The following is a 24,265-nucleotide window of genomic DNA, read 5'->3' as shown; positions in this document are numbered from 1 at the left end:
CCGTCAATCGACCCGTCAACCGGCCCGTCGCCCGCCCTTTCGGACGGCCCGGGGTCCAGCTCCGGACGCTCCCTCACCCACCGGGGGGAACGGGCTGGATACCGCGTGAGCGCAGCACTTCCCGGACCGCCGGGACGTCCTGTTCCAGCCAGTCGACGGACCAGGTCTCCGCCGGGCCGAGCCAGCGGACCTCGTCGTGGTCCTCCAGTGGACGCGGTTCCCCGGTGAGCACCCGCGCGGTCCACACCTGAAGGACATAGCCGGGTTTGAGGGGCCATTCGCCGGGCACGCGCGCCAGCAGCGCGACATCCACACCGAGTTCCTCGCGGAGTTCACGGACGAGGGCGTCGGTGGGCGACTCGCCCCGCTCGACCTTGCCGCCCGGCAGTTCCCACCGTCCGGCCAACTCGGCGGGAGCGCTGCGCCGGGCCGCCAGCAACCGCTCACCGTCGTACAGGGCCCCCGCGACCACCACCACGCGCTCACTCATACCGGCGACCCTACGCGGGCGTTCACCGGGAACGTGGCGCGGCCGGGACGCACCCGCGCGGTGCGTCCGGCGAGGCGCGGGCCAGGGCCGATGGCTACGGGAGCACCGGGCCGCCGTTCGGCGGGACGCGCTCGACCCAGTACATCTGCTGAGGACCGCCCGCGGCGAGGGAGTCGGCGGCTTTCTGGGCCTCCGCGCGGGTGGCGTAGCGCCCCACCCGATAGCGGTTGCCGTTGCCGTCCTCGCGTATCACGACCCAGGGCGAGGTGGCCGTACCTTCGGTCATCGTGCCCCTTCCCGTCCCGTACGCGGCCCGCTCCGTGCTCCGTTCACCAAGGAAACCGCAATCTGCATATGCCTGAGCCTACGCCCGACCTTCACACAGCGGATACGAGTTTTTACGAAGAGGTACGCAACCAGCCAACGCCAAGGGGGCGTGCGCGAACCCGTGCGCCCCCTTGTGGGCGTTCCACCGCCGTGGGCAAGCGCCGGGCGCCACCCGCAGATTCCTTCCGCTGCGTACGTCAGCACAAAATCCCCCATCACCCACACCCCGCCGACGCACCCGCCCCCACCGATCACCACGCGTTCCGGCCCCGGAGAAAGGCCGGAACCCGCCCCCGGCGCGGAGCCGCCCCGGGTCGCGCGGGGCCCGGCAGCGGGCAGGTATGGGGGCTTCAGGGTGTCTCTGCGGCCCACCCCACCGCACCGGCAGGCCGTCCACCCTCACAGGCGGGCGACCGGCGGTCCGGCCCTACCGCACGGGCAAGTGGTACGAGACCTGGTAGCGGTCCGCCGGGACCACGATGTCCGCCGTCTCCACGGCGAGGCCGGACGCGAAGAACGTGCGGCGGATGACGATCACCGCGTGTCCGGGCACCCCACCGAGCGCGAGGAGCTCCTCGGCCACCCCGGGCCGGGCACCGACCTCCTCCGTGACGTTGTCCACGACCACGTCGATCGCGGCCATCCGCGCCACGACGCCCATCCCTCTCAGCGGCCCCTCCTCGGGCAGCATCACCGGGGTCCGCCCGGTGAGGGCCAGGGGCTCCCAGGAGGTGGACAGCATCATGGCCTCGCCCGCGTCCCGGTACACGTACTGGGTACGCATCACCCGCTCACCGGGCTTGATCCCGAGCCGGTCGGCGGTCTCGCGCCCCGCCTCGGTCTGCTCGCTGCGGGATTCCCAGGTGCCCCGCGCGGAGCCGTCCGCCTGCTCCTGACGGAACGGGGTGGCCCCGTCGGCCGGGCGGTACCCGGAGCGGGCGATCCGGCGCGGCTCGGACCGCTCCCGCACATACGTCCCCGAACCGGACCGGCCCTCCACCAGGCCCTCGGCCATGAGGACCTTGCGCGCCTCCAGGGCCACGGTGTCCGAGACCCCGTACTCCTCGCGGATACGGGCCTGAGACGGGAGCCGGGTGTGCGGCGGCAGGGAACCGTCGACGATCTTCCTGCGCAGATCACCCGCGACCCGCAGATACGCCGGCTGCTCCCCGAAAGTCACTGGCCACTCCCATCAGATCGACAGACAGCAACAGCGTCGCAACCGTATGTCGCCATCCGCAAGCAGAGGCCAGAGAATCACTCGAAGTGATGACTTGCCTTTACGCAGGGCGTATCCGTGGGTTACGCACGGCGTATCGCCGCACCCGCCCCCCTGGCCGGCCCGCCTGAACGCGCCACGCCTGACCGGCCGGCCGCACCCGCACCCGCACCCGCACCCGCACCGCACCGCACCGCACCGCACCGGCGAACCGTCCCCCGCCCGACGGCCTCACCGAGCGCCCGACGAACCGCCGCCCCGTCGGACAGCGCCGTCGGACTGGCACTCCGTCAGACCGCCGCTCCGGAGCCGGAAGAGTCCCCCGAACCACCCGTGGCACCCGCACCTGGTTCCTCGGTGTCCGACAGATCCGGCGGCGGTGTCGTGGTGAGCCCGAGCGACGCGCGGGAAGGTACCGCGCGCTCGTCCTCGATCAGGTTCATGGCCTCGTCGTAGTGGATGTAGAAGGTGTCGGAGTCCTTCGCCCGCGCGGCGCCGTCCCACTCGCCGCGCGCCTTGTCCAGATCCTTGACCAGGGCGGCGACGACGCCGGAGTTCTTCTCCGGCCAGTCGTGGTCGCGCAGCCGGCCGGCCTGCTTCTCCAGCGCGTCCGACACCTCCGTGGCCCACTTCTTGTGACCCGGCAGGTCGTCCTCGACGTACGTCTCCTCGGGCACCGCCTCCAGCGCCTCCTCCAGGTAGCCGGCCGCTTCGAGGTAGACGAACTGGTCGGCGTCCTGCATGGCGGGGTCGTCGCGCAGTGTCCCGGTCAGCCGGTTCTTGCCGTCGGAGCTGCCGAACATGCAGGTGACCTCGCGGTCGCCCAGCTTCCAGCTCTCCGGGGTGGGGGTGAAGTAGTAGATGTCGACGTTCTGCGGGAGCGCCCAGCTGTCCATCACATAGTCGGCGCGCAGCCGGTAGCACTCCTCGTCGGCCTCGGTCGCGATCGGGTCGTCGCCCGGGTAGGGGGCGCTCTTGCCGCCGCTCACCAGGTAGTTGCCGTACGCCTCACCGTCGTGCTCCTTCGCGCACGGCACCTTGGTCACGTCGTAGGTGAGCCCTTCGAGACCGCCGTCCGGGGTGACGAAGCACTCGCCCTTGCCGACGGAGAAGGCGTTGTACGACGCCTCGCGCATCCCTTCCCGGAAGCCCTCGGCGAAGTCGCTCCAGGCACCGCTGACCAGCATCAGCAGGTGCAGCACGAGGCCGAGCGTCGACAGGACGATCCCGGAGACGGCCAGGCCCTTGCCACGCCGACCGGTACGGCGGACGCGCGACAGCGCGACCACGCCGAGGATCAGCCCGACCGCGGGCAGGAAGCACAGGATGCCGAAGACCAGCGCGGCGATCGCCGTACCGTCGACCGGCGGCCGCACCGGGGGCCCGTACCCGTACCCGGTCCAGTGCGGAGGCGGACCGCCGGGCGCCCCGGGACCACCGGGCCCGTACGGAGCGCCCGGCATCCCCGGACCACCAGGCATCCCGGGACCACCAGGACCGTACTGGCCGCCCGGGTAACCGGCGGGCGGCTGCTGCGAGTGCTGCGGCTGCTCCGGGTACCCGCCGGGCGCCTGTCCCTGGCCCGGGTGACCGCCCGCCGCCGGAGGCGCGAACGGGTTGTCGCTCTGGGGACCTGGCTGCTGTGCCCATGGCTGCTGCGGGCTGCCCGGTCCGGGCGGCGGCGGTATGGACACGGGTACGGTGCTCCTGAGGTGAGGGTCTGCGGGGGCGGCCGTGTCGGCGGCGACCCGCCCCGACGGCCCACGCATCGTATGCGGCGGGGGGACGGGGACGACATGCGGGCCACGACGGCGACGATCCACGCGGTGAACAGCCTGACCTCGCGCTGGGCGGCGGCTTCCCCCGAACTCGGGGCCGGAGCACCGCACACCACACCGGCCCCTCCCGCCCAGGGGACCGAAACCGCCCGGACCGCGGCAGCGTCCGCCGAACCAGGAGCCGCAGCGCCCCACACCACACCGGCCTCCCCCGGACCCAGGACGAAATCCCCCCGCACCGCGCTCCCGAGTCCGGCCCGGCCCACGGGAACCGTCCTCTCCGGGGCCTGTGTCTGGCCCCTGCTCGCGCTGCTCGGCGGCGCGGCGACCGGCCGCGCCCGTACCGAACTCGCCGACGCCACCGGCATACCGCCCGCCGAAGCGGCCACCCGCGCGCGGGAACTGCTCGGGCTGCTCGGCACGGCCCCGGGGCTGCGCGCGGCCGTCGGACTGTGGACGGTACGGACGCTGGGCCTGCGTGACTCCTGGCTGCGCGGCCTGCCGGACCACACGCACGGCGTCCTCACCGGCGACCGCGACCGGGACGCCGCCGCCCTCGACGCGTGGGCGGCCCGGCGCACCGACGGGGAGATCACCGCGCTGCCCGTACAGCCGAAGCCGGACACGGAACTGGTCCTCGCGGCGGCGCTCACGCTGCGGACCGAGTGGCTGCGCCCGTTCGAAGAGGGGGCGCTGTGCCCGGAGTCCGGGCCGTGGCGGGAGCTGACGGTACGGGGTCTGACGCGGACGACCGCCCTGCTCGACCGGCTCGCCGTCGCGGACACCCCTGTCGGCGCGCTCACCCGGCTGCGGGTGCTCGGGACGAACGGCATCGACGTCCAGTTGCTGCTCGGGGAGCCGGACGCGGACCCCGCCGGGGTGCTGTCGGCCGGCGTGGATCTGCTGGCCCGTCGCGATGCCCTGATCACCGGTGACCGTCTTCCGTTCGGGCGGCCGGGGCCCGGGATCACGGTGGAACGGGTCCGCACCGAGCGGCCGACGCCGCCGGAGCTGCATGTGAGCACCGCCGCGTTCACCGTGGACGCCACCCATGATCTGGCCGGACTGCCGGAGGTGTTCGGGCTGGGCGCGGCACTCGACGAGCGGCGCGGTCATTTCCCGGGGATGAGCGGCAGGCCGCTGTCCATCTCGGCGGCGGCCCAGACGGCGACCGCGACGTTCGGGCCGCTGGGGTTCCGGGCGGCGGCGGTCACGGCGTTCAGCGGCGTCGCGGGGGGTGTGCCGCGCACCCGGTACCTGTCCACCGAGGTCCAGGTGGATCTCGACCGGCCCTTCGGCTTTCTGGCCGTGCACCGCGCGACGCGCCTCGTCCTCGCGGCCGGCTGGGTCGGTGACCCGGAGCCGTTCCACGAGGACGAGGAGGAGTACGGGACGGGGCGTGGTGACGGACGGACGGTCACCGGCCGGTCGACCGGCCGGTGACGTGGAGCCCGTGTGTCACGCGCCCCGTTCGTTCAGGTGTCCGCCGGACGCGTCCGTCAGAACTGGAGCGCCCACGAGTCGATCTTGCCCACGTCGGCGGCGGCGTTGTCGCTGACCCTCAGCCGCCAGGTGCCGTTGGCCACCTCGGAGGAGGCGTTCACGACGTACGTGGTGTTGATGTTGTCCGTGGAACCGCCTTCCCCGTACGCCTTCACGGTGTACGCGGTGCCGTCGGGGGCGACGACCTGGACCTGGAGGTCACCGATGTAGGTGTGCTGGATGACGACCGGGACGGCGAGGGAGGACGGGGCGTTGCCCGCGACCCCGCTCACGGCGAGCGGCGACTCGGCGGTGGCGTTGTCCGCGATGGCGTAGTCGGTCAGGTTCTCGAAGCGCGGACCGGGCGGGACGACGGGGCCGCTGCCGATGTTGAGCAGCCGGTTGGGCGAGCCGGGACCCGGGTTGCCGACCACATTGGGTGTCGCGGCGGAGACCAGCGCGGCGGAGACCTGCGCGGGTGTCGCGTTCGGGTTGGCCTGGAGGTACAGCGCGGCTGCGCCCGCGACGTGCGGGGCGGCCATCGACGTACCGGAGATGGTGTTCGTGGCCGTGTCGGTGGTGTTCCACGCCGAGGTGATCGAGGTGCCCGGCGCGAAGAGGTCCAGCACGGTCCCGTAGTTGGAGAAGCTGGAGCGGGCGTCCGTGTTGGTGGTGGAGCCGACGGTCAGCGCCTCGGTGACCCGCGCGGGCGAGAAGTTGTTGGCGTCGGCGTTGGAGTTGCCCGCGGCGACGGCGACCGTGACACCGGCGGCGACGGCGTTGCGGACGGCCGCGTCGAGGGTCGGGTCGACCCCGCCGCCGAGGCTCAGGTTCGCGACGGCGGGCTTGACGTGGTTACGGGCCACCCAGTCGATACCGGCGACGACCTGCGCGGTGGTGCCGGAACCGGCGTTGTTGAGCACCCGGACGGCGACGATGTGCGCGTTCTTGGCGACACCGTGGGCGTTGCCCGCGACGGTACCGGCGACATGGGTGCCGTGGCCGTGGCCGTCCTGGGCGATGTTGTCGTTGTCGATGGCGTCGTAGCCGTTGCTGGCGGCGCCGCCGAAGTCGCTGTGGGAGATACGTACACCGGTGTCGATGATGTACGCGTTGACGCCCTGACCGGCCGCGTCGGGGTAGGTGTACCGGCTGTCGAGCGGCAGATTGCGCTGGTCGATCCGGTCGAGGCCCCAGGAGGGCGGATTGACCTGGGTGGCGTCGATGGTGAACGTCCGGTTCTGCGAGACGCTGGCCACGGCCGGGTCGGCGGCGAACTTCTTCGCCTGCGCCTCGGAGACCTTGACCGCGTAGCCGTTGAGCGCCTTGGTGTACGTGCGCTCGATGGTCGCCCCGTACTCCTTCGCGAGCGCCTTGCCCGCGGCGGAGTTCGCCCGCTCGCCGGAACGCAGCGTCACGATGTAGCTGTTGTCGATGGTGCCGGGGGCCCCGGCGTTCAGGATGGGTCCCTCCGCCCGGTCGGGTGCGGCGGTCGCCGGAAGCGCGGTGACGGCGCTCAGCAGGAGAGCGGCGGTGACGGCGGTGCCGAGGGCACCGAGGGGGGAGATTCTTCGCCGTGCGCGGTCCTGGGTGCGGAGTCCGGCATCACGAGACAGTGCCATCCGAGGGGTCCTCCTCATCGATGGTGCTCTGGTGGGGGGTTGCGCGTGGTGCGGCGGACGCTCCCGGGGCGCACGGGGGTGCGGGGGTTCCGGGGGTCCGGATGAGCAGCCGTGCGAATTAGCGACAGGGTCATGTCAATTTCTGCCGCCAAGCGAAAGGTTGGCGGTCCCATAGGATTTCCACAAGAGGCACTGTCCGGATGTAACACTCACGCCATGCGCACGCCATGACACTCACGCACCGGCCACACAGGCGAGGACCCACCCACCGTCCCGCCGTTCGCCGTTCGCCCTCCCGTCCCGGGCGTCCCTGGCGTAGCCGTCCGGATGCCGGTGTCCCGGGCGTTGCCGTCCTGGCGTCGCCGTCATGGGCGTTCGTCGGCATGGGCGTTCGCCGTCCCGCCCCTCCCCGTCCGGGTCATCCGTGGGACGACACGGCGCGCGCACCCGGGTACGACGGCACGGGCGGCCCATGGTCGGACGGTGACCACGCACCCCGCCCCGGACCCCCGCCGCCCGGTTCCCCGCCGCGACCGCCGCCGTCGCCCCGGGCCAGTACCCCGTACGGCCACCCTCCTCGCGCTGACCCTCCTGCTGCCGTCGGCCCCGGCGGCCGCCCACGCCCCGGCCCCGGAACTCCCGCGCACCGCCCCCGACTGCGCCACCGGCTCCCCCGCCTGGACGCCCGCCGTCGCCGAACCCACCGGTCCGGCCGACGCGTACCACCCGTACGTCGGCAACGGCTACCTCGGGGTGCGCGTCCCGCCCTCGGGAAGCGGCTACGCCGAACCGGGCGGGGCCACCGGCTGGCCGCTGTACACCCCGCGCTACGACGGCGCGTTCGTTTCCGGCCTCTACGGACGGGGCCCGGAGAACACGGCGGGGCGCGACGCGATCGCCGCGCTCCCCAACTGGACCGGCCTGGAGGTGACGGCGGGCGGGCACACGTACGACCCGGGGACCGCGGCGGACCGGTCAGGCCGGTCGGGCCGGATCACCGACTACCGGCAGGCCCTCTCCCTGCGCTGCGGATTCCTGCGCACCTCCCTCACCTGGACCGCCCCGGACGGCCGCCGCACCGACCTGGAGTACGACGTCCTGACCGACCGCGCCGAGGCCCGTCTGGGCGCCGTACGGCTGCGGATGACCCCGCACTGGAACGGCCGCGCCGAGGTCACCGACCGGGTCGACGGCCGGGGCGCCCGCCGGATCACCCCGGTCGAGGGCGGCGGCGCGGTCGGCAAGGACTCCCTGGCGGTCACCTTCCGCACGGACGGCGACGAGGACAGGAACGGGGGCGGGACCAGGGACAGCGGGGACGAAGGCGCGGTCGTCTCCACCCTCCGCGCGCCCGGCCCCGTCCACCCGGCCCGCCCGGCGAGCGGACTCACCGCCACCCAGCGCGCCGTGCTCGACGTCCGCGCGGGCGAGACGTACGAGATCACCAAGTACGTCGGCGTCGACACCACGCTGACCTCCCGGACCCCGCGCGACTCCGCCCGCGAGGTGTCACAGCGCGCCGCCGCGACGGGCTGGGACGCGCTCTTCGAACGGCACACCGCCGCCTGGCGCGAACTGTGGTCCTCGGACATCGAGGTCCCGGCCGACGCCGAGCTGCAACTGTGGCTGCGCTCGGCCCAGTACGGGCTGCTGTCCGCGCTGCGCCCCGGTGCCCGTAACAGCGTCGCGCCCACCGGGCTGAGCAGCGACGACTACGCGGGCATGATCTTCTGGGACGCCGAGACCTGGATGTTCCCGGGGCTGCTCGCCACCCGTCCCGAACTCGCCCGGCCCGTGCTGGACTACCGCGACCGCACCCGCCCGGCCGCCGCCGCCAACGCGTCGAGGACGAGCGTGAAAGGCTTGTTCTACCCCTGGACGAGTGCCCGGCGCGGCGATCTGTGGGCGGAGTGCCAGAGTTGGCGGCCCCCGCACTGCGTCACCCAGAACCATCTCCAGGGCGATATCGCGCTGGCCGCCTGGCAGTACTACCTCGCCACCGGTGACCGTGACTGGCTGCGCGAGCGCGGCGGACCGCTGCTGCGCGGGATCGCGGAGTACTGGGCGTCCCGGGTGACGGCGAACCCGGACGGCAGCTACTCGATCAAGGAGGTCGCGGGCCCCGACGAGTACAGCAACGGCGTCGACGACGGCGCGTACACGAACGCCGTCGCCGCGACCGCCCTGCGCTACGCGGTCCTCGCCGCCCGCGAACTGGGCGGCACGGCCCCCACCGGCTGGACGGCGATCGCGGACGGGCTGCGCATCCCCTACGACCCCGCACGCAAGGTGTTCCTCCAGTACGACGGCTACACCGGGACCCGGATCAAGCAGGCGGACACCGTCCTGCTCGTCTACCCCCTGGAGTGGCCCATGCCCGAGGGCGCGGCGTCGGCCACCCTCGACTACTACACGGCGCGCACCGATCTGGACGGGCCCGCGATGACCGACTCCGTGTACGCGATCGCCGCCGCCGCGATCGACGAGCCGGGCTGCGCGGCGTACACCTTCCTCCAGCGGGCGTCACGGCCGTACTTCCGCGGTCCGTTCGCGCTGTTCTCGGAGGCGCGCGGGGACAAGGCGGGTGCCGACGACCCGCTGTCGGGCTCGCCCGCGCAGGACTTCCTGACCGGCAAGGGCGGCTTCCTCCAGGTGTTCACCCACGGTCTGACCGGACTGCGGCCCCGGCCGGACGCCGTCCGCCTCGATCCGACCCTGCCGCCGCAACTGGCCGCCGGGGAGCGGGGTGTGACCCTGCGCGGGCTGCGCTGGCGGGGCCGCGTGTACGACGTCGCGATCGGCCCCGGGGAGACCACCGTCCGGCTGCGGTCGGGGGACCCCTTCCCCGTGGACTCCCCGCAGGGCCGCTTCACCGTCACCCGCGACCGGCCCGCCGTCCTCAAGACCCGCCGCCCCGATCTGACCCCCACCGACGACCTCGCCCGCTGCCGTCCCGTGACGGCCACCTCCGAGGAGCCGGGGCTCTACGCGACGGCAGCCGTGGACGGCAACACGACGACCGAGTGGCGCCCGCAACTCCCGGGCGCAGCCCTGACCGTGGACCTGGGCCGCGTCACCCCCGTACGGGAGATCCTGGTCCGGGGCACCGAGGCGTTTCACGTGGAACTGTCGGCGGACGGCACGCGATGGACTCCGTACGCCTCGGGCGGCGACGCGACACCCGCCCGCCAGGTGCGGGTGACCCTGACCGGGACCTCGGTGGACACGGGCATCACGGAGGTGGTCGTGCGGTAGGGCACAGGCAGCTTTCATGGCCGCTCCACGGGAAGCGGGCAAGGAACCCGCTGTCGGACCCCGTTGCTACCTTCCGGCCATGACGACGAACCACACGGGAGCGGCACCGGACGCCACCGAACTCCTGCGCCGCATCACCGCGGACCCCGCCCTGGCCCGCTTCCTGGACTGGCCCTGCGACTTCGACCTGGGCCGCCGGGACCCGGTGGAACGCCTCGCCCTCCCCTCGGGCCTCCCGCTGCACCCCATAGCGGGCTGCGGAACAGGCGGTACGTACTTCCTGTGCGGCGCCACGGAAACGACCGCCGACCGCCCCGTCCTGTACGCCGACTCGGAGGGCGGGGCGACCCTGCTCGGCGAGAACCTGGCCGGGGCCCTGACCTTGCTGATCTCGTTCCCGTACTGGCGCGACCTCGACGCGGGCCACCCCGCCGCCGAGCTCGAATCCGCCCTGCGCGAGGACCACCCCACCCTGGACGCCGCCCGGACCACCGCCCTGACCACCCTGTCCCTCACCCCCCTCCCCCTCCCCGAGGCCCTGACCCACCTCCGCACGATGGCCACCCGCACGACCCCGGACTTCCTCCCCACCTCGGAGGAACACGGCGAACGGTACGACCCACTGCTGACCCCGCCCGACAGCCGGCCGTAACACCGACCACCGTGAGCGGTAGCAAGGAGTACTCGATCAGCCTGCGGATCGGCACCACGCCCGGCGTCTCCCAGCTCAGTCGGCGGTACCGGGCTCCACGACCCACTCGGCCTGCAACCCGCTCACCGAGGCGATCATGTCGAAGTCACCGTCGTAGTGCAGGACCGTGGCCCGGTGCCGTTCAGCCGTCGCCGCGATGAGGACGTCGGCAAGCGACAGTGCCCGGTGAAATCCAGCGTTCAGCGACGACGCCTGGATCGCGAGCGCCCGCTCGAACTCCTCATCATTGCAGGGCAAGTAGTCGAAACCACGGAGCAGAGTACGCAGACGCAGCGCCTCGGGCCTTCCGCGCGCCGAGTACAGAACCTCGTACTCCGTCGGGGCGCACACCGCCAGGAGCCCGTCACGATCCAGTGCGTCCAGCCGGGCACGAACGGCCGGTTTGCCCCGGCGGGCCAAGGCGGACTTGTCGATGAGGTAGCGCCCCTTCACGCCGCCGAAGCCCCGCCCTCGCGCTTCAGCGAGCCGTCCGGATTCCGCGGCCCCGTCTGTGCCCGGATCTCTGCGAACGCGTCCTCGAACTCACCCTCGTCAATGGCATCGAACAGCTCCCGGCGCAGCCGCAACCTCACCCCCTCCTCCATGGCCGCCCGCACTGCGGCGGCCTTCGTCTTCACCCCGTACACCCGCATCGCCTGCTCGACGATCTCCTCGTCCAGATCGATCACAGTCCTGGCCATCAGCCATCCCTCCACAGCCCGACAACGCAAGAATGATATCCTTTCTGAGACGCAAATGACATCTAGACGCTTGAACGCACCGAGAGCACCCAGAGCAGAAACTGGAGCGCCGCGCCGGATATCGAAAAGGCCCGTCACAACGAGAGACTCCGGCCGTCATTGCGTGGGCTTTGTGTACACATGGGACACTAGGTACACTTGAGCGCATGACGCAGCCGCTACCCATAGAGTCCATCCGTGACGTGCGAGCTCACCTGGCAGAGGTGGTGGAGCGCGCCGATCGCGACGATGTACCTACGGTGATCACGCGCCGGGGCAAGGAAGTCGCCGCCGTGGTGTCCATCGAGGTGCTGCGCAAGTACCAGGAATGGGAAGAGCGCGAGATCAACCGGATCATCGACGAGCGCATGGCCGAGCCGGCACCCGGCATCCCGATCGAGGACATCATGAGGGAGACGCTGGCGCGCGGTGAGTGAGTACCGAACCGTCTTCCGCCCCGAGGCCCAGGCCGAGCTCCGGAAGATCCCTCGCGACATGGCGCTGCGCGTCCTGGCCAAGCTGACCGAGCTGGAGACCGACCCTCTCGGCTTCAACACCACCGCACTCGTCTCCCAGCCCGAACGTCGCCGCCTCCGCGTCGGCGACTACCGCGTCGTCTACACGATCGACAACGGGGAACTGGTGATCTGGGTCGTTCACGTCGGACACCGGTCCACCGTTCACGAGACCTGATCCCCATCGGCCCACGTCGAAATATCCAGCACCCATCCAGCACGGTAACAACGAAGGGGTCGGACTCGACAGAGTCCGCCCCCTTCCTACCTGCACACTTGACCAATAAGGTCACGTGCGACATGCGCACGACTACACGTTGAACCTGAATGTCTACTGCAGAGCTCCCACCTGCGAAGGTGCGGCTTTCTCGGACGTCGTCCCAGCACGGTCCCAGCACGGGGGCTCCATCCCAGCTGCTCCAGCACGTCGAGGCCCTGGCCGACGCCGACGGAGTGTCGACTCGGACCTCAGCATCGACTCCGCCCAGGTGCGTGCGCACCAACACGCCGCCGCAGCGCCCGAAGAAGGCGCCACCCGCACCGCCTGCCGCCCGACAGGAAGGACCAGCAGGCCGGATGCCAGCGCCGGGCCTCGCCGGGCGGCCGCCTTCGGGCTTCGGCTCCACGCGATACGAGAAGCGCAACACCGTCGAGCGGGCGATCAGCAAGCTGATGCAGCTGCGGCCGTCGCCACCCGCCGTGGCGGCAAGCGCGGGCCTCCTCCCTCGGCGCCGCCACCGCTGACGCAGCCCACACCTGGCTTCGATCGCGATCGCAGCCAGAACCTGGCAGCTGCGCCACCCCCACCGAAAGGCCAAGGCAGGACCATTCCCAAGAGTTACGCTGAATCTCTTGGTTCACGGGACGACGAGGGGCGGGACCTCCGTGCGCACGCTGCATGTTCACCACGTCAAGGATTCACTCAGCCAGGACTTCACCGGCCTGATCGACTTGAGCGATCTGGCGGGCAGCCAGCGCGCCCAATCCGACACGATCTTCCTCAGCAGGGCATTGGCAGCTCGCGCCGTACAGCGCTTCACGGGCTGCACCCTCGACGAGGCCGCCGCCGCCGTGACCGACGGGTTCCACGACAACGGGATCGATGCTCTGGCCATCGATGAGGAAAACCGCCGGATCGTCATCGTCCAGTCAAAACTAGACAGTTCAGGAAACTCTGGGCTCTCCCAGGCCGACGCCCTCAAGATCCGGAACGGCTGCAGCGACTTGTTCAACATGAAGTTCGACCGCTTCTCCCCCACGCTCCAAGCGCGTCGAACAGAAATCACTGCAGCTCTGAGTGATGCCGCGGTCACCTTCATCGTGGTTGTCGCCACTACGGGCCGAAGCACCCTGCCAGCGGAGGCCCAGTATGTCTTCGCCGACTTCCTGGCGGAAGCCAACGAAAACGATCCAGTGGTCACCCTGGAAGTACTTGGCCTACGAGAATTTCACTCCATGGTGGTCGAAGGAACAGCAGGACCACGGATCGAGTTGACCGTACCCATCGAGCAGTGGGGCAAGGTCGACCTTCCTTATCAGGCGTACTACGGACTTGTTCAGGCGACAGAAATCGCCTCATGGTTCGAACAGCACGGCGATCGACTCTTCTCGCAGAATCTGCGCAAGTCGCTCGGCAATACCGATGTAAACGAGGGCTTGACCCACACGCTCCTCACCCAGGGTGAGAACTTCTGGTATTTCAACAACGGAATCACCGCACTCTGCGAGTCCATCAAGAAGACACCTCGCGGTGGCTCTACCCACGCGTACGGAGACTTCACAATCGAGGGTGTGAGCGTGGTAAATGGGGCACAGACCGTGGCGAGCATCCACCGGGCCGCAAAGAAGGAGGAGAAGCCTCTCGAAGAGGCCCGCGTATGGGTTCGATTCATTTCGCTCGAGGGATGTCCACCCGATTTCGCCACGGACGTGACCCGGGCGACGAACACGCAGAACAGTGTCGAGAATCGCGACTTCGTCGCACTTGATCAACAGCAGGAACGCATTCGTCGGGACATGCTTCTGTCGCTGCACAAGCAGTACTCCGTCAAGCGCGGGGAAAACGTGCCCGCAGAGAGTGACGGGTGCACAGTCGAAGACGCAATCGTCGCCCTTGCCTGCGCCCTCAACAATCCGTACTACACAGTCCTGGCGAAGAGCGCGGTTGGCCGGCTGTCCGAAAACACCGAACGAGCACCGTACACAAACCTGTTCAACAACGGGACCAGCGCGCATCGAGTGTGGCGTTGCGTTCAAGTGATGCGTGCGGTCGAGGCAGACTTGACCGATCGCCGGAGGAATCTCGTCGACAGGGAGTTCGCGGTGGCCGCGCACGGGAACCGGCTCGTGCTGCAGCTGGTCTTCAACCAACTCAGACTGGACAAGGTCGACGATGCGAACTACGACTGGGACAAGGAGACCAAGCGGGTACACAAGGTGACCGACATCGCTCTCGAGCACCTGACCGAGGCCATCGAGAGCACCTACTCGAACAACTATCTCGCGCCGCTCTTCAAGAACACCACAAAGTGCCGCGACCTGGTCACCCAGGTCGAGGCCAAGTTTGGTTCCGGCTGACCGGCGACACCCGGCGGATTGACTCTCCGCCGGGTGCCCCAGCACACTCAAGATTCCACGCCCGACCGCAGCAAGCCATGGGCGATATAATTCCCTGACTGTGGCCCTAGCAGCGCCTTCCGTCGCCAGCCTGCACCGCACGGGCCGCGTCCCACAAGAAAACGTCCCGGACGTCAATAGTGATAACGAGCCGCGAGAATGACGATTTCCTTGTCCGTGACCAGGTAGACGAGGCGGTGCTCATCGTCGATCCGCCGCGACCATGCCCCGGGCAAGTGGTATTTCAGCGGCTCGGGCTTGCCGATCCCCGTGAAGGGGTCACGCTTGACGTCCTCGATGAGCTTGTTGATCCGAGTGAGCGTCTTCCGGTCGTTCTTGAGCCAGGACGTGTAGTCCTCCCAGCCCTGATCCTCGAAGACGAGCCTCACGCGGCACCCTCACGTGCCGCATCCGGCGAGTCGGGGTCGATCAGATCCCGCTCGGACACGTTGATGTTGGCCAAGGCGTTTTCGTACGCCTTGAGCAAGCGGCGAGCGTTCACCGGAGAGCGCAGGAGGTACGAGCCTTCACGTAGCGCCGCATAGTCCTCGGCCGAGACGAGCACCGCGTTGCCATGCTTGGAGACGATCTCGATGGCCTCGTGATTTTCGTTGACCTTCTTGATCAGCGGAAAGAGCGCCTTGCGGGCTTCACTCGCAGTTATGGACATGACCTGCCCCTTCCCGATTGCGGTACCGAATAACGTACCACTTTCATCACTCCCGGACAGGGCGGATACCTGACGAAAGATCAGGAATCCCAGCACCATCCCGGCACGGGAGACGACGAGGGGCCGACTGCCCGGGAAGCCGACCCCTTGCCACCTGCAAACTTGATGAAGTGCCTAGCTTGCAGTAATACGACGCTCACACGTTGAAACGGAACTCCACCACATCCCCGTCCTGCATGACGTACTCCTTGCCTTCCATGCGGGCCTTGCCCTTCGCGCGGGCCTCGGCGACCGAGCCCGTCTCGATGAGGTCGGCGAAGGAGATGACCTCGGCCTTGATGAAGCCCTTCTGGAAGTCCGTGTGGATGACGCCGGCCGCCTCGGGGGCCGTCGCGCCGCGCTTGATGGTCCAGGCGCGGGACTCCTTCGGGCCTGCCGTGAGGTAGGTCTGGAGGCCGAGGGTGTTGAAGCCGACGCGGGCCAGCGTGGCGAGGCCGGGCTCGTCCTGGCCGACGGACTGGAGGAGTTCCAGGGCCTCCTCGTCGTCCAGCTCCGCGAGGTCCTGCTCCAGCTTGGCGTTGAGGAAGATCGCCTCGGCGGGGGCCACCAGGGCGCGCTGCTCGTTCTTGAAGTCCTCGTCGGTCAGCTCGTCCTCGTCGACGTTGAAGACGTACAGGAACGGCTTGCCGGTCAGCAGATGCAGATCGTGCAGCGGCTCGGCGGCCTCCGTGCCCTGGGCGATGCCCGCGGCGAAGAGGGTCTGGCCCGACTCCAGGATCTTCTGCGCCTCCTCGACGGCCTTGACCTTCGGCCCGATGTCCTTCTTGATCCGCGACTCCTTCTGGAGCCGGGGCAGGACCTTCTCGATGGTCTGGAGGTCGGCGAGGATCAGCTCGGTGTTGATCGTCTCGATGTCGTCCTTCGGGGAGACCTTGCCGTCGACGTGGACGACGTTCTCGTCCTTGAACGCGCGGATGACCTGGCAGATCGCGTCGGACTCACGGATGTTCGCGAGGAACTTGTTGCCCAGGCCCTCGCCCTCGCTGGCGCCACGGACGATGCCCGCGATGTCCACGAAGTCGACGGTCGCGGGGAGCTGCTTCGCCGAGCCGAAGACCTCGGCGAGCTTCGCCAGCCGGGGGTCGGGGACGCCGACCACACCGACGTTGGGCTCGATCGTGGCGAACGGGTAGTTGGCCGCCAGCACGTCGTTCTTGGTCAGGGCGTTGAACAGGGTCGACTTGCCGACATTGGGCAGACCGACGATTCCGATCGTGAGCGACACGTTGCGACTTCCCGTACGAGAGGCTGGGTGGGGACCCGGGCCTGATCCCTGACGGGACACCCGGCACACGGGCCGATCCCACAGTCTACGGGGTACCGGTCGCCCCGGACGGGGACCGGTCGGACGGCCGCGGGAAGCCCGGCCGGGGCCTCAGACCGTGCGGCGCCGGGGGCGCTGCGGCTCCGGCTGCTGGGCGCGGCGGGCCCGGGGCGTGAGGGCGCGGGCGGGGGTGTCCTCCGGGTGGGGGCGGCGGGGCCGCTCGGCGCCCGCGGCCCGCTGCTCGGCGCGGACGCGCGCCCGCTGGGCGCTGCGGGCGGCACGGTTCGCCGCGGCCTTGCGGGCGATCAGGCGGACCTTGCGGACGAGGACGATCAGCCCGGCGACCAGGGTGCCGCCGTAGAGCCAGCCCGCGTGCAGCGCGAGGGCGGTGAACACCCCCATGATCCGCCCGGCGAGGCCGTCACCGGTGCTGTCGGCGATCGGCACGACCCCCGCAGTGAACGCGATCGGCGCGCAGATCGGGGCGGTGATCAGGTCGGCACGTCGTACCCAGATCGCGGTCAGCGCGCTGACCAGCAGGAACAGCACGCCGTACACGGCGATGGAGCCGCCGAACAGCAGCTGGTCGAGGCAGCCGAGGAGGAACATCGAACCGGCGCAGAACAGTCCGCTGCCCAGTCCGGTGAGCCGGGGGTTGGGCAGTGCGCGGAGTCTGCGGGCCAGCGGGGAGACCGGCCGGCCGGGGCGGCGGGGCACGGAGGCGTCGGGGCCGTACGCGTCGGACCCGCGGCCATGGGGCCCCGCCTGCGGCGGCAGCGGCGCGGGTCGTCGCGATCGGTTCTGAGAGGGACGCGTCCTGGGTTGCTCCACTGCTCCAACTTAGGTGCGCTTATGTGCTCAAAGGGCAGCGGGACACGCGTTTTGGCCGAGCTTGGCGCTCTGTTCGAACCGTCCGCAGTACGACCGCGGGACCGTTCGGGTGGATCTTCACCCTATTGGTCCTCAAGGCTGTCCGGGTGGGGTGAATGCCCTGAGGGACCCTTCCGCGCCGCCGGTACGGACCGCCCGGTGAAGCTAGGACGGGTGGAGCTCGGCCGCGCGCATCGCCGCGCCCACGATGCCCGCGTTGTTCTCCAGCTGCGCCGGGACGATCTCCGCCCGGATGCCCTCGATCAGCGGCAGGAACTTGTGGGACTTGCGGCTCACCCCACCGCCGATGATGAACAGCTCCGGCGAGAACAGCATCTCCACATGGGCCAGGTACTTCTGGACGCGGTGCGCCCAGTGCTCCCAGCTGAGGTCGTGGTCCTCCTTGGCCTTGGTGGAGGCGTGCTTCTCCGCCTCGTGGCCGTGGAGTTCGAGATGGCCCAGCTCGGTGTTGGGCACAAGGGTCCCGTCGACGAACAGGGCGCTGCCGATGCCGGTGCCGAAGGTGAGCAGGAACACCGTGCCCGCGCGGTCGCGTCCGGCGCCGAAGCGCGTCTCCGCGACCCCGGCGGCGTCCGCGTCGTTCAGCACGACGACCGGGAGGCCCCCGAGGCGGTCGGCGAGCAGGGCGCGCGCGTCGACGCCGATCCAGCTCTTGTCGACGTTCGCCGCCGTACGGACCGTGCCGCCGCCGGTGACGACCCCGGGGTAGGTGATGCCGACCGGGCCCTTCCAGCCGAAGTGGTCCACCACGTCCCGCACCCCGTCGGCCACGGCGTCGGGGGTGGCGGGCTGGGGGGTCAGGACCTTGAACCGCTCGGCCGCCAGGTCGCCGCGGTCCAGGTCGACGGGCGCGCCCTTGATCCCTGAGCCGCCGATGTCCACACCGAAGATCTCCATGCGCCCTACGTTACGACGCGGGACCGGCGGTCACTCCCCGAATGCCGTGGTACCGGCCGCCGGCCGCCCAGGACCGCGGCGTCCGGTCGGGCCGGGCCGGCCTACTGCTCGGCGGTGCCGCCCGCGGCCAGGGCGGCGGCCTCGGCGCGCAGGTCCCGGCGCAGTTCCTTCGGCAGCGAGAAGGTGATCGACTCCTCGGCCGTCTTGACCAGCTCCACGTCCGCGTAGCCACGGGCGGAGAGGTACTCCAGGACCTCCTCGACCAGGATCTCGGGCACCGAGGCGCCGGAGGTCAGTCCGACGGTGGTGACACCGTCGAGCCAGGTCTCGTCGATCTCGCTGGCGAAGTCCACCAGGTACGCGGCCTTGGCGCCCGCGTTCAGGGCGACCTCGACCAGCCGTACGGAGTTGGAGGAGTTGCGCGAGCCGACGACGATGACCAGGTCGGACTCGGCGCCCATCTCCTTCACCGCGACCTGGCGGTTCTGGGTGGCGTAGCAGATGTCGTCGCTGGGGGGCGAGATGAGGTTCGGGAACTTGGTCTTCAGGGCGTCGACGGTCTCCATGGTCTCGTCCACGGAGAGCGTCGTCTGGGAGAGCCACACCACGCGGGACGGGTCGCGGACCTCGACCTTGGCGACGTCCTCGGGGCCGTCGACCAGGGTGATGTGGTCGGGCGCCTCACCGGACGTGCCGATGACCTCCTCGTGGCCCTCGTGGCCGATCAGGAGGATGTCGTAGTCGTCCTGGGCGAACCGGACGGCCTCCTTGTGGACCTTGGTGACCAGCGGGCAGGTGGCGTCGATCGTGGCGAGCTTGCCCTGGGCGGCCTCGTCGTGGACCACGGGGGACACGCCGTGCGCGGAGAACATGACGATGGACCCCTCGGGGACCTCCGCCGTCTTCTCGACGAAGATGGCGCCCTTCCGTTCCAGGGTCTGCACGACGTACTTGTTGTGGACGATCTCGTGGCGGACGTAGATCGGGGCCCCGTACTGTTCCAGGGCCTTCTCGACGGCGATCACGGCTCGGTCCACACCCGCGCAGTACCCACGGGGGGCGGCGAGCAGGACCCGGCGGGCTGGCGAAGCAGTCATGCCACCCATCGTAAGGCCCTGCCCGGCAGGTGGATGATCGGCTTGTTGGGGAAACTGGGTGAGCCGGAGCACGCACCCGTGCGCGGGGCGCCTTCCTGAACTGCTCACGCCCCCCGCGCACGGGTGCTCCCCGTCCGCTCCGGCCCTGTCGGCCCACGGAGGCGCAGCCATGACCGCGAGCGGTGCACCCGGGGGCGACGAAGGGCCGGCGGTGGTTCCCGATCCGGCGGGTCCGGGGCTGCGGCGCACCCTGGGCTTTCGTGACCTGGTCGTCTACGGCCTGCTGTTCATCGCTCCGATGGCCCCGGTGGGTGTGTTCGGCACGCTCGACGCGAAGTCGCACGGGGCGGTCGCGCTGGTCTATGTGGTCGCGACGGTCGCGATGGCGTTCACGGCGTTCAGTTACGCCCAGATGGTGCGGGTGGTCCCGCACGCGGGTTCGGTGTTCGCCTACGCGCGCGTGGGGCTCGGCCGGGGGGCCGGGTTCGTCGCGGGCTGGATGGCGATGCTGGACTATCTGCTGATCCCGGCGGTGGCGTACCTGTTCTCGGGGATCGCGATGAACGCGCTGGTCCCGGAGGTGTCCCGGTGGGTGTGGACGGCGATCGCGGTCGTCGTCACCACCTTGCTGAACGTGTGGGGCGTACGGGCCGCCGCGCGTGTGGGCTTCGCCGTGCTGGCGATGGAGATCGTCGTCCTGCTGGTGTTCGTGACGGCCGCCGTGGTGGTGCTGGTGCGGGACGGGGCGCAGCGGGATTTGTGGTCGCCGTTCGCGGGGGACACCACGTTCGCGTTCTCGGCGGTGCTGGGCGCGGTGTCGGTGGCGGTGCTGTCGTACCTCGGGTTCGACGCGATCGCGTCGTTCGCGGAGGAGGTCACCGGCGGGTCGGCGAAGGTGGCGCGGGCGGTGCTGGTGTGTCTGGTGCTCGCGGGCGCGCTGTTCGTGGCGCAGACGTATCTCGTGGCGCTGCTGGAGCCCTTGTCGTCGGCGGAGCTGGCGGCGGACCCGGCGAAGCAGGGGTCCGCGTTCTACGACGCGGTGGACGTGTCGGTGGGCACCTGGCTGCACGACCTGGTGGCGGTGAGCAAGGCGATCGGGGCGGCGTTCGCGGCGCTGGCCGGGCAGGCGGCGGCCGGACGGCTGCTGTTCGCGATGGCCCGGGACCGGCGGCTGCCGCGGGTGCTGGCGCGCACCGGCGCGGGTACGCCCCGGGTGGCGCTGCTGGTGGCCGCGGTGATCACGCTGGTGGCGGCGGTGTGGGCGGCGCGGCGGGACGACGGGCTCGACCATCTGGTGTCGGTGGTGGACGTGGGCGCGCTGACGGCGTTCACCCTGCTGCACGCGAGCGTGGTCGGCTGGTTCGTGGTGCGGCGTCTGGGCGGGCCGGTGATCTGGTGGCGGCATCTGCTGCTGCCGGTGGTCGGCGCGGCCGTCACCGTCGCGGTGATCGTGACGGCTTCGGGCACGGCGCAGGTGGTCGGCGCGGCCTGGTTCGCGGTGGGGCTGGTGGTGCTGCTGGCGCAGCGGGGGCGGGTGGACACCGGGGAGCCGGACGTACGGGCGGAGGAGCTGCCCCCGAAGGGCCCGGGGGCCGGATAGCGGCGGCGAGAGGCGGGTGCGGGGCGGTCGCGTTGTCGGTGGGTGCCGTTACGCTCGGGCGCATGGCTGTCACCACGTCCGCGGAGAATCCGCTGCCCGTCGGCGATGTGTCCCGACTGATCGGCGGGTGGATCGACCGGCTCGGCGCGGTCTGGGTCGAGGGGCAGATCACCCAGTTGTCGCGCCGTCCTGGCGCGGGGGTGGTGTTCCTGACGCTGCGCGACCCGTCGCACGACATCTCGGTGGGGGTGACGTGCTACCGCCAGGTGTTCGACACGGTGTCGGACGTCGTCACCGAGGGCGCCCGGGTCGTCGTCCTCGCCAAGCCCGAGTGGTACGCGCCGCGCGGCCAGCTCTCGCTGCGGGCCACCGAGATACGGCCGGTCGGTGTGGGTGAGCTGCTGGCCCGGCTGGAGCGGCTGAAGAAGTCCCTCGCGGCGGAGGGCCTGTTCGCCCTGGACCGCAAGCGGCCGCTGCCGTTCCTGCCCCAGCTGATCGGGCTGGTGTGCGGGCGGGCGTCGGCCGCCGAGCGGGACGTCCTGGAGAACGCCCGGCACCGCTGGCCCGCCGTCCGCTTCGAGGTCCGCAACGTCCCCGTCCAGGGGGTGCACGCGGTGCCGCAGGTCGTGGGCGCGGTGCAGGAGCTGGACGCGCTGGACGAGGTCGATGTGATCGTGGTCGCCCGGGGCGGCGGCAGCGTGGAGGATCTGCTGCCGTTCTCCGACGAGGCGCTGATCCGCACGGTCGCCGCGTGCCGTACGCCGGTGGTGTCCGCGATCGGGCACGAGCCGGACCAGCCGCTGCTCGACCTGGTCGCGGATCTGCGGGCGTCGACGCCCACCGACGCGGCGAAGAAGGTCGTCCCCGACGTCGGCGAGGAGCTGGAGCGGGTGGCCCAGCTGCGGGACCGGGCGCGGCGGTCCGTCGCGGCGTTCGTGGACCGTGAGGAGCGGGGGCTCGCCCATGCCCTGGCCCGCCCGGTGATGCGGGACCCGCACAAGATGGTGGACGACCGCGCCGAGCAGCTCACCGCCCTGGTGGACCGCTCCCGCCGCACGCTGGGGCATCTCCTCGACCGGGCCTCGTCCGAGCTGACGCACACCCACGCGCGCGTGGTGGCGCTGTCCCCCGCCGCGACCTTGCAGCGCGGGTACGCCGTCCTCCAGCGCGACGACGGCCATGTGGTGCGGGCACCCGCCGACGCGCCTGACGGGGCGCGGCTGCGCGCGCGGGTCGCCGAGGGGGAGTTCGAGGTACAGGTGGTGGCCGATCAGACGCGGAAGGTGGAGACATGAGCGGGACGACGACGGGGGCCGAGGGGGCCGCGCTCGGCTACGAGCAGGCTCGCGACGAGCTGATCGACGTGGTGCGCAGACTGGAGACCGGGGGCACCACGCTGGAGGAGTCCCTGGCCCTGTGGGAACGCGGCGAGGAACTCGCGAAGGTGTGCCGCCGCTGGCTGGACGGCGCCCGCGCCCGGCTTGACGCGGCCCTCGCGGAACCCGGCGACGAGCCGACGCCGTCGGGCTGACCCCTCCGGGGCGCCCGGGGCGCCCCGGGTTCCCCCGGCTTCCGGGACCTCCCGGGCTTCCCGGGCTCCCGTCCGGTCGGCGATCCGCCCTCGTGGTGCCCGTCACAAGCCTCTGACGTGCGACGAAAGCTCGTCGCACGTGCTTCGCCATGTCCGCCTTCTTTGACACGGCTGCAACACTCCGTTAATTGAAACTTCAACCTTGGGGTTGTACAGTTATCAACGAAATCAGGGCCGGACACCCCTGTCCGCCGCCCCGTCCAGCAACGCGAAGGTTCACATGTCCCTCGTCCTCGCCCCCACCGCACAGGACCTCCTCTTCCGTGAGGCCCGCACCGCGAACACGTTCACCGACGAGCCGGTGACCGAGGAGCAGGTGCAGGCGATCTACGACCTGGTGAAGTTCGGCCCCACGGCCTTCAACCAGACCCCCCTGCGCGTCACCCTGGTCCGCTCCGCCGAGGCGCGTGAGCGACTGGTGGCCCATATGTCCGAGGGCAATCAGGCCAAGACCGCCACCGCGCCCCTCGTCGCGATCCTCTCCGCGGACAACGAGTTCCACGAGGAGCTGCCGCAGTTGCTGCCGCACTTCCCGCAGGCCAAGGACGCGTTCTTCGCGGAGCGGCCGGTGCGGGAGAACAGCGCGCAGGTGAACGCGGCGCTCCAGGCCGGGTACTTCATCATCGGGGTGCGCGCCGCGGGGCTCGCCGCCGGGCCGATGACCGGGTTCGACTTCGCCGGGGTCCAGAAGGAGTTCCTGGACGAGGACCACTCGCCGCTGATGGTGGTCAACATCGGGCGGCCGGGGGACGACGCGTGGTTCCCGCGGTCGCCGCGGCTGGGGTACGAGCAGGTCATCACCACGGTCTGACGGGTCTCCCCCCTCTCGGGCTCCGGTCCGCCGGTGGCCGTACGTGCCCCCGTGCGGGTCGCCCGGTCCCCGGCGCCCCTTGGGTCGTCCCGGCCGGGCCCATCTGTTCCCGTGCCGGTCGCTCGGTGGGTGCGCGGTTCCTCGCGCCCCTTTGGGTTCCACACCTGGGCGTACTTGTTCCCGTGCGGGTCGTTCATGGGTGCGCAGTTCCCCGCGCCCCTTGAGTCGTCCCGGCTGAGCGCGCTTGTTCCTGTGCCGTCGCTCGGTGGGTGCGCAGTTCCCCGCGCCCCTGAGGTCGCCCCAGCTGGGCGTACTTGTTCCTGTGCGGGGCGTCCGTGGTGCGCGGTTCCTCGCGGCCCTGGGTGGTGCCCCATTGCTGTCGCTCTTCGAGTGCGGGGCGGTTCTCGTCTTCGCGCAGTTCCCCGCGCCCCTTTCGGGGCTCTTGACCCGTCGCTCGTCAGGTGCCGCCCGCACCCGACCGCCCAGGCCAGGCGGCACCCCCAGGGGCGCGGGGAACTGCGCACCCACCGAGCGACGGCACAGGAAACCGGTACGCCCACCCGGACAAACCCAGGAGCGCGAGGAACCGCGCATCCCGCGGGCGACCCGCACGGAAACACGTAGGCCCACCCGGGACGACCCAAGGGGC

General features: G+C 70.7%; 24 protein-coding genes. 11 read left to right on the top strand and 13 right to left on the bottom strand.

The annotated features are described in order from the left end of the window. Positions 1-73: 73 nt before the first annotated feature. The 4 genes from AB852_RS06915 to AB852_RS06900 all read right to left on the bottom strand — a co-directional run bounded on the left by AB852_RS06915 (position 74) and on the right by AB852_RS06900 (position 3,730). Positions 74-490 carry a (deoxy)nucleoside triphosphate pyrophosphohydrolase gene (locus tag AB852_RS06915; RefSeq protein WP_073784557.1) on the bottom strand — a complete coding sequence of 139 codons (417 nt, stop codon included), beginning with the start codon at positions 488-490 and terminating at the stop codon, positions 74-76. A gap of 94 nt (positions 491-584) precedes the next feature. Continuing rightward, positions 585-776 (bottom strand): SPOR domain-containing protein, encoded by a 192-nt coding sequence (locus AB852_RS06910; protein ID WP_073784556.1) that lies wholly within the window; start codon positions 774-776, stop codon positions 585-587. Between the two features lie 468 nt (positions 777-1,244). Beyond that, positions 1,245-1,997 (bottom strand): GntR family transcriptional regulator, encoded by a 753-nt coding sequence (locus AB852_RS06905; protein ID WP_073784555.1) that lies wholly within the window; start codon positions 1,995-1,997, stop codon positions 1,245-1,247. A 329-nt stretch (positions 1,998-2,326) separates the two neighbouring features. After that, the gene (locus AB852_RS06900; protein WP_073784554.1) at positions 2,327-3,730 is read right to left on the bottom strand and encodes a DUF4190 domain-containing protein; all 1,404 of its coding nucleotides are present in this window, start codon (positions 3,728-3,730) and stop codon (positions 2,327-2,329) included. A gap of 102 nt (positions 3,731-3,832) precedes the next feature. Here AB852_RS06900 and AB852_RS06895 point away from each other — a divergent pair, with 102 nt between their 5' ends. After that, positions 3,833-5,257: a serpin family protein gene (locus AB852_RS06895; RefSeq protein WP_073784553.1), complete on the top strand. Its 1,425-nt coding sequence runs from the start codon at positions 3,833-3,835 to the stop codon at positions 5,255-5,257. A gap of 56 nt (positions 5,258-5,313) precedes the next feature. On the opposite strand, the gene AB852_RS06890 is transcribed toward AB852_RS06895, so the two are convergent. Continuing rightward, positions 5,314-6,918 (bottom strand): S8 family peptidase, encoded by a 1,605-nt coding sequence (locus tag AB852_RS06890; protein WP_073784552.1) that lies wholly within the window; start codon positions 6,916-6,918, stop codon positions 5,314-5,316. 582 nt (positions 6,919-7,500) lie between these two features. On the opposite strand from AB852_RS06890, the gene AB852_RS06885 reads away from it, so the two are divergent. Next, complete coding sequence (locus AB852_RS06885) at positions 7,501-10,173, top strand: glycosyl hydrolase family 65 domain-containing protein (RefSeq protein ID WP_073785564.1); 2,673 nt, start codon at positions 7,501-7,503, stop codon at positions 10,171-10,173. A 79-nt stretch (positions 10,174-10,252) separates the two neighbouring features. Beyond that, positions 10,253-10,825 (top strand): hypothetical protein, encoded by a 573-nt coding sequence (locus AB852_RS06880; protein ID WP_073784551.1) that lies wholly within the window; start codon positions 10,253-10,255, stop codon positions 10,823-10,825. A gap of 75 nt (positions 10,826-10,900) precedes the next feature. Here AB852_RS06880 and AB852_RS06875 read toward each other — a convergent pair whose 3' ends face one another. Next, complete coding sequence (locus AB852_RS06875) at positions 10,901-11,317, bottom strand: PIN domain nuclease (RefSeq protein ID WP_073784550.1); 417 nt, start codon at positions 11,315-11,317, stop codon at positions 10,901-10,903. Then, a complete protein-coding gene (locus AB852_RS06870; RefSeq protein ID WP_073785562.1) occupies positions 11,314-11,565 on the bottom strand; it encodes a type II toxin-antitoxin system VapB family antitoxin in 252 nt (83 codons plus the stop codon). Before AB852_RS06870 ends, AB852_RS06875 begins: the two co-directional genes overlap by 4 nt. Before the next feature lie 206 nt (positions 11,566-11,771). Here AB852_RS06870 and AB852_RS06865 point away from each other — a divergent pair, with 206 nt between their 5' ends. The 4 genes from AB852_RS06865 (at position 11,772) to AB852_RS06855 (ending at position 14,696) form a co-directional block, all read left to right on the top strand. Then, on the top strand, positions 11,772-12,041 hold the full coding sequence (locus AB852_RS06865; protein WP_073784549.1) for a type II toxin-antitoxin system Phd/YefM family antitoxin: 270 nt from the start codon (positions 11,772-11,774) through the stop codon (positions 12,039-12,041). Beyond that, positions 12,034-12,297 (top strand): type II toxin-antitoxin system RelE family toxin, encoded by a 264-nt coding sequence (locus AB852_RS06860; protein ID WP_073784548.1) that lies wholly within the window; start codon positions 12,034-12,036, stop codon positions 12,295-12,297. The genes AB852_RS06865 and AB852_RS06860 overlap by 8 nt, the downstream gene beginning before the upstream one ends. A 398-nt stretch (positions 12,298-12,695) precedes the next feature. Further along, the gene (locus AB852_RS39565) at positions 12,696-12,863 is read left to right on the top strand and encodes a hypothetical protein (RefSeq protein ID WP_178390942.1); all 168 of its coding nucleotides are present in this window, start codon (positions 12,696-12,698) and stop codon (positions 12,861-12,863) included. A gap of 141 nt (positions 12,864-13,004) precedes the next feature. Further along, on the top strand, positions 13,005-14,696 hold the full coding sequence (locus tag AB852_RS06855) for an AIPR family protein (protein ID WP_245876629.1): 1,692 nt from the start codon (positions 13,005-13,007) through the stop codon (positions 14,694-14,696). Between the two features lie 173 nt (positions 14,697-14,869). Here AB852_RS06855 and AB852_RS06850 read toward each other — a convergent pair whose 3' ends face one another. The 6 genes from AB852_RS06850 to AB852_RS06825 form a co-directional block, all read right to left on the bottom strand. Further along, positions 14,870-15,124, bottom strand: coding sequence for a Txe/YoeB family addiction module toxin (locus tag AB852_RS06850; protein ID WP_073784546.1), 255 nt, complete (start codon positions 15,122-15,124; stop codon positions 14,870-14,872). Continuing rightward, positions 15,121-15,405, bottom strand: a complete 285-nt coding sequence (locus AB852_RS06845; RefSeq protein WP_073784545.1) for a type II toxin-antitoxin system Phd/YefM family antitoxin — start codon at positions 15,403-15,405, stop codon at positions 15,121-15,123. The genes AB852_RS06850 and AB852_RS06845 overlap by 4 nt, the downstream gene beginning before the upstream one ends. Before the next feature lie 196 nt (positions 15,406-15,601). After that, positions 15,602-16,690 (bottom strand): redox-regulated ATPase YchF, encoded by a 1,089-nt coding sequence (gene ychF, locus AB852_RS06840; RefSeq protein ID WP_073784544.1) that lies wholly within the window; start codon positions 16,688-16,690, stop codon positions 15,602-15,604. Positions 16,691-16,840: 150 nt separating this feature from the next. Beyond that, the gene (locus tag AB852_RS38425; protein ID WP_245876628.1) at positions 16,841-17,446 is read right to left on the bottom strand and encodes a DUF6542 domain-containing protein; all 606 of its coding nucleotides are present in this window, start codon (positions 17,444-17,446) and stop codon (positions 16,841-16,843) included. Between the two features lie 318 nt (positions 17,447-17,764). Next, on the bottom strand, positions 17,765-18,517 hold the full coding sequence (gene ppgK, locus AB852_RS06830; protein ID WP_073784543.1) for a polyphosphate--glucose phosphotransferase: 753 nt from the start codon (positions 18,515-18,517) through the stop codon (positions 17,765-17,767). A 101-nt stretch (positions 18,518-18,618) separates the two neighbouring features. Next, complete coding sequence (locus AB852_RS06825) at positions 18,619-19,623, bottom strand: 4-hydroxy-3-methylbut-2-enyl diphosphate reductase (protein ID WP_073784542.1); 1,005 nt, start codon at positions 19,621-19,623, stop codon at positions 18,619-18,621. A 160-nt stretch (positions 19,624-19,783) separates the two neighbouring features. On the opposite strand from AB852_RS06825, the gene AB852_RS06820 reads away from it, so the two are divergent. The 4 genes from AB852_RS06820 (at position 19,784) to AB852_RS06805 (ending at position 23,616) form a co-directional block, all read left to right on the top strand. Then, complete coding sequence (locus tag AB852_RS06820; RefSeq protein ID WP_073784540.1) at positions 19,784-21,214, top strand: amino acid permease; 1,431 nt, start codon at positions 19,784-19,786, stop codon at positions 21,212-21,214. Positions 21,215-21,276: 62 nt separating this feature from the next. After that, positions 21,277-22,509 (top strand): exodeoxyribonuclease VII large subunit, encoded by a 1,233-nt coding sequence (gene xseA, locus AB852_RS06815; RefSeq protein ID WP_073784538.1) that lies wholly within the window; start codon positions 21,277-21,279, stop codon positions 22,507-22,509. Further along, positions 22,506-22,745: an exodeoxyribonuclease VII small subunit gene (locus AB852_RS06810; RefSeq protein ID WP_073784536.1), complete on the top strand. Its 240-nt coding sequence runs from the start codon at positions 22,506-22,508 to the stop codon at positions 22,743-22,745. The genes xseA and AB852_RS06810 overlap by 4 nt, the downstream gene beginning before the upstream one ends. 280 nt (positions 22,746-23,025) lie before the next feature. Further along, positions 23,026-23,616: a malonic semialdehyde reductase gene (locus AB852_RS06805; protein WP_073784534.1), complete on the top strand. Its 591-nt coding sequence runs from the start codon at positions 23,026-23,028 to the stop codon at positions 23,614-23,616. The last annotated feature ends 649 nt before the right edge of the window (positions 23,617-24,265 follow it).

It is taken from the genome of Streptomyces uncialis (assembly GCF_001905345.1).
GTDB lineage: Bacteria > Actinomycetota > Actinomycetes > Streptomycetales > Streptomycetaceae > Streptomyces > Streptomyces uncialis.
This window is presented reverse-complemented; position numbering and strand designations above follow the sequence as displayed.